This window comes from Mesorhizobium sp. M7D.F.Ca.US.004.03.1.1 (assembly GCF_003998635.1).
GTDB lineage: Bacteria > Pseudomonadota > Alphaproteobacteria > Rhizobiales > Rhizobiaceae > Mesorhizobium > Mesorhizobium loti.
Genome location: NZ_RZQG01000477.1, coordinates 1 through 4614, shown reverse-complemented (window position 1 = coordinate 4614; position 4614 = coordinate 1). Strand labels below are relative to the sequence as shown.

Annotated in this window: 5 protein-coding genes; 3 read left to right on the top strand and 2 right to left on the bottom strand. The window is 62.7% G+C overall.

Annotation, left to right across the window (positions count from 1 at the left end; translation table 11 throughout):
* Nucleotides 1-2 precede the first annotated feature (2 nt).
* The 3 genes from EN935_RS23220 to EN935_RS23210 are packed head-to-tail and all read left to right on the top strand — an operon-like array spanning nucleotide 3 to nucleotide 2413.
* The gene (locus tag EN935_RS23220) at nucleotides 3-860 is read left to right on the top strand and encodes a 3-keto-5-aminohexanoate cleavage protein (protein ID WP_245489026.1); all 858 of its coding nucleotides are present in this window, start codon (nucleotides 3-5) and stop codon (nucleotides 858-860) included.
* A gap of 9 nt (nucleotides 861-869) precedes the next feature.
* Nucleotides 870-1388 (top strand): GNAT family N-acetyltransferase, encoded by a 519-nt coding sequence (locus EN935_RS23215; protein ID WP_164548705.1) that lies wholly within the window; start codon nucleotides 870-872, stop codon nucleotides 1386-1388.
* Nucleotides 1385-2413, top strand: a complete 1029-nt coding sequence (locus EN935_RS23210) for a histone deacetylase family protein (RefSeq protein WP_127263346.1) — start codon at nucleotides 1385-1387, stop codon at nucleotides 2411-2413. Before EN935_RS23215 ends, EN935_RS23210 begins: the two co-directional genes overlap by 4 nt.
* Before the next feature lie 15 nt (nucleotides 2414-2428).
* Here EN935_RS23210 and EN935_RS23205 read toward each other — a convergent pair whose 3' ends face one another.
* Both EN935_RS23205 and EN935_RS23200 read right to left on the bottom strand, forming a co-directional pair.
* Complete coding sequence (locus EN935_RS23205) at nucleotides 2429-3694, bottom strand: cysteine desulfurase-like protein (protein WP_127263347.1); 1266 nt, start codon at nucleotides 3692-3694, stop codon at nucleotides 2429-2431.
* A 52-nt stretch (nucleotides 3695-3746) separates the two neighbouring features.
* Nucleotides 3747-4614, bottom strand: an 868-nt coding sequence (locus tag EN935_RS23200; RefSeq protein ID WP_127373643.1) for an aldo/keto reductase, incomplete at its 5' end; no start/stop codon positions are given.

Below are 4614 nucleotides of genomic sequence, written 5' to 3'. Positions count from 1 at the left end.
ATCTGCCGGTGACGCCGGACCAGATCGCCGCCGACGCGATTGCGGCGGCCGAAGCCGGCGCCTCGATCCTGCATCTGCACGCCCGTGACCCCAGGGATGGCCGCCCGACCGCCGATCCGGACGTCTACATGCAGTTCCTGCCGCGCATCAAGCAGGCGACCGATGCGGTGATCAACATCACCACCGGCGGCTCGTCGCTGATGACGCTGGACCAGCGGCTGGCTGCACCGCTAAGGGCCGAACCCGAAATGTGCTCACTCAACATGGGCTCGATGAATTTCGCGCTGTTCCCGATGCTCGACAAACCGAGGGAATGGCAGCACGAATGGGAGCCGAAGCTGCTCGAAGCCACCCGGGACACCATCTTCAAGAACACCTTTGCCGATATGGAGGGCGTGCTGGAGCGGTTGGGCAAGGGCTGCGGCACGCGCTTCGAATTCGAATGCTACGATGTCGGCCATCTCTATTCGCTGGCGCATTTCCGCGACCGGGGTCTGGTGTCGGGACCGCTGTTCATCCAGTTCGTGCTGGGCATATTGGGCGGCATCGGCGCCGACCCTGACAACCTCGTCCATATGAAGCGGATCGCCGACAAATTGTTTGGCGACAGCTACCAGTTCTCCGTGCTGGCCGCCGGCCGCCAGCAGATGCCGTTGATCTCGATCGCCGCGGCGATGGGCGGCAATGTCCGGGTCGGGCTGGAAGACAGTCTCTATGACGGCCGCCAGCTGGCGAAATCCAATGCCGATCAGGTGCGCCGTATCTGTGGCATTCTCGACGGGCTGTCGCTGGAGGTTGCCACGCCCACCGAAGCGCGCGACATGCTGGCGCTCAAGGGCGGCGACCGGGTGGCGTTTTGAGAGACGACCGTGACCAATCCAACATCCGATGACGTCCTGTTACGCCCCGGCCGAGTGGAAGACGTCGAAACGATCCACACGGCGATCCTGAAACTCGGCACGCATATTGGCGCGCCCGAGGAGATCATTTCGACAGCAGATGATCTGCGCACCTATGGCTTTGGCGAAAAGCCCGCCTTCTCGACCCTGATCGCCGAAGTGGATGGGGAATTTGCCGGCCTGTGCCTGCATTTTCCGATCTTTTCGACCTGGATGGGGCGGCCTGGCGTCTATGTGCAGGATCTCTATGTCGAGGATCGGTTCCGCGGCCGCAAGATCGGCGAGCGGCTGCTGCGGCACGTTGCGGCGCAGTGCCGAAAGGAAGGTGGCGTCTATCTCCGGCTGTCCGTCGACACCGACAATGAAGGTGCCAAGGCCTTCTACGAGAGGCTGGGCATCGCCTGGTCGAGCTACGAGCAAACGCAGAAGATCATCGGCGAGGCGTTCTTTGCGTTCGCCGACGCGGCCGAAAATGGGGATCAGGAATGAAAGCCTTCTATGCCGAGGAACAGAAGCGCCACGACCCCAAGGCCTTTCTTTCGAGCGGTGCGGCACAGCCCAATCCGGAAAAGCCGGAGCGCGTCGAGAGATTATTAGCCGGCGCATTATCTGCAGGTTGCACAATCGAGCGGCCTCGGGATCACGGGCTCGGTCCTGTCTCAGCGGTGCACACGCCGGAATATCTGGATTTCCTCGAGCACATCTACACGCGCTGGCAGCGCATCGAAGGCGCGTCGGCTGAAGTGATCCCGAACATCCATCCGATTGCGCGCAACGGCTCCTATCCGGCCTCGGCGGTCGGCCAGGCCGGTTATCACATGGCCGACACCGCTTGCCCGATCTCGGGCGAAACATGGCAGAGCGCGCTGTGGAGCGCCTGGAGCGCGGTGGACGCGGCCGAGGCGGTGATGTCAGGCGCGCCGGCCGCCTACGCTCTGTGCCGCCCACCTGGCCACCATGCCTTTGCCGACGTCGCCGGCGGCTTCTGTTTCATCAACAACTCGGCCGTTGCCGCGCAGGTCTTGCGCAGGACTGCGTCGCGCGTGGCGATCCTCGATGTCGACTTGCATCACGGCAACGGCACGCAAGGGATCTTCTATACGCGGCCGGACGTACTCACCGTCTCGCTGCATGCCGATCCGGTGCGCTTCTATCCGTTCTTCTGGGGCCATGCCGACGAGCGCGGCGAAGGCCCCGGCCTCGGCTACAATTTCAACCTGCCACTGCCGCGCAAATCCGCCGACGCGGCGTTTCTCGCAGCGCTCGAGGTGGCGTTCCAGCGCATCCGTGCCTTTTCGCCGGACGCGCTGGTCGTGGCGCTCGGCCTCGATGCGTTCGAAGGCGATCCGTTCGGGGGGCTTTCGGTGTCGACGCCTGGCTTCTCGCGCATTGGCGAGGCCATCGCCAAGCTCGGCCTGCCGACGGTCATCGTCCAGGAGGGCGGCTACCTCTGCGACGAACTCGGTGACAACCTCACTGCGTTCCTCACCGGCTTCGGCGGCAAGACGCGATGAATGCTCAAGCCAGCGTCAGGAGCGCTGCTGCCTGAGCATGGCGATAACCCGGTGCACACTCTCCAGCGTCTCGTCGATTTCGGCAGTAGTGTTGTAGTGAGCAATGCCGATGCGCACGACGCCATGCTCGGCCGGAATGCCCAATTGGTGGACGATCTCCCAGGCGTAGTTGTGCCCCGACCACAGGAAGATGTTTTCGGCATTCATCTGCCGAACGATCGTCTCCGGGACGATGCCGTCGACGGTGAAGGAAACCGTCGGCACGCGCTCGCCAAGCCGCTTCGGATCGGTGATGCCGTGGATGGTCAGACCTGAAATGTCGGAGAGGCCGTCGATCAGCTGTTGCGCCAGCGGGTTTTCATAGGCGATCGAAACCGCAAACGCCTTGGCAATCTTCTGCCTTCTTGAACCGCCCTCGCCTGCCGCCGCGCCAAGGTCGGCAAAGTAGTCGACCGCGGCCGTGAGCCCGGCCATCAGCTCGATCTGCGGTGTACCAAGTTCGAACCGCTCCGGCAGGCCATTGGACGAACAGCGGCATTTGTAGGGCTGCAAGTCATCGATGACGTCGCGCCGTCCCCACAAAATGCCCATGTGCGGACCGAAGAATTTGTAAGCCGAACAGATCAGGAAATCGCAGCCGAGTTCCCGAACATCGATCAAACCGTGCGGCGCGAACTGCACGGCATCGACATAGACCAGCGCGCCGGCGTTCCTGGCGATGGCGGTCAGCGCCTTCACGCGATTGATGGAACCGGTCAGGTTGCTGGCGTAGTTCAACGCCACCAGCCGTGTCTTCTCGGAAAGCAGACCAGCCAGCGTCGCCTCTTCGACCTGCCAGCTCTTTTCGTCGAACGGCAGCCAGCGCACGACGAGGCCGAGGTCCTCGGCCAGCTGCAGCCAGGGCGATACGTTGCCCTCATGGTCCATGCGGGTGAGGATGATCTCGTCGCCGGGCTTCATCGTGCGGCCGAGCGTGCGCGACATGTGGTAGGTCAGCGTCGTCATGTTGGCGCCGATGATGATTTCCTCGGGGCTAGCGGCGCCAAGGAAATCGGCCATCGCCTGATGCGCCTCATCGACGACAACTTGCGCGGCAATCGTCGTTTCGAAATAGCCGCCAAGATTGGCATTGGTGGTCAAAAGACAGCGCGACACGGCGTCGGCGACCGCCTGTGGCACCTGCGTGCCGGCAGGGTTATCGAGATAGATGCGGCGGCGGCCCTTGTCGGCCAGGGACAGTGCCGGAAATCTTTCGCGGACCAGCTCGATCGGAAAATTCATGATTGCCCCGCTCCCATTGTAATCATTGGATATTCAGCTGCAGCGATCCCAATCAAGGACAGGGATTGCCGACCCGCTGATGGATCGCATCCACCGCCTTCTGCATCTCTTCGGTCCAGACGATTTCGACGGAAGACAACGCCATGTCGAGCTGCGAAATGGTGGTGGCGCCGACGATGTTCGAGGTCACGAACGGCCGGCTCGAGACATAGGCATTGGCAAACAGCGCCGGTTCCAGGCCAAAGGAGCGCGCCAGCTCATTGTATTCGAGCTGTGCTTCAGCGGCATTGGGCGTCTCGTAACGTTGGCCGCGGTTGAACAGCTGCGAGCGCGACCCTTGCGGGCGCGCGCCATGGTCGTATTTGCCGGTGAGGTAGCCCTGCGCCAGCGGCGAATAGGGGAGCAACGACACCTGCTCGCGCTCGCAGACCTCGGCAAGGTTCACCTCGAAGGTGCGGTTGACGAGATTGTAGGCGTTCTGGATCGACGCGACGCGGGGTCCGATCCCTTTGTCAGCCTCCGCAAGGAACCGCATCACACCCCAGGAACTCTCGTTCGACAGGCCGAAATGGCGGATCTTTCCGGCCTTCACCAGTTCGTCGAACACGACGAGCGTCTCGGCAATCGGCGTTTCGTCAGCCGGAGCGCCGACAGAATCGGCGCGCGGTGACACGGCGCCGACGCGCGTCGGGTTGGCGCCCCAGGGAATGTCGCGTTCGGGCCAATGGATCTGATAGAGGTCGAGATAGTCGGTGCCGAGCTTGGCCAGTGACTTGTCGACGGCGTCAAAAATATCGGCGCGCACCAGCTGCGATGGCCTGTCGCCGCGAAACCAGCGGTTGGCCGTGCGGCCAATAACCTTGGAGGCCAGGATCACCTTGTCACGGTTGCGATTGGCCTTCATCCAGCTGCCGATGATC

Bases quoted from the DNA above. Each gene is read 5' to 3' on its own strand.
- EN935_RS23210 (WP_127263346.1), top strand. From the start codon at position 1,385: ATGAAAGCCTTCTATGCCGAGGAACAGAAGCGCCACGACCCCAAGGCC.
- EN935_RS23205 (WP_127263347.1), bottom strand. From the start codon at position 3,694: ATGAATTTTCCGATCGAGCTGGTCCGCGAAAGATTTCCGGCACTGTCC.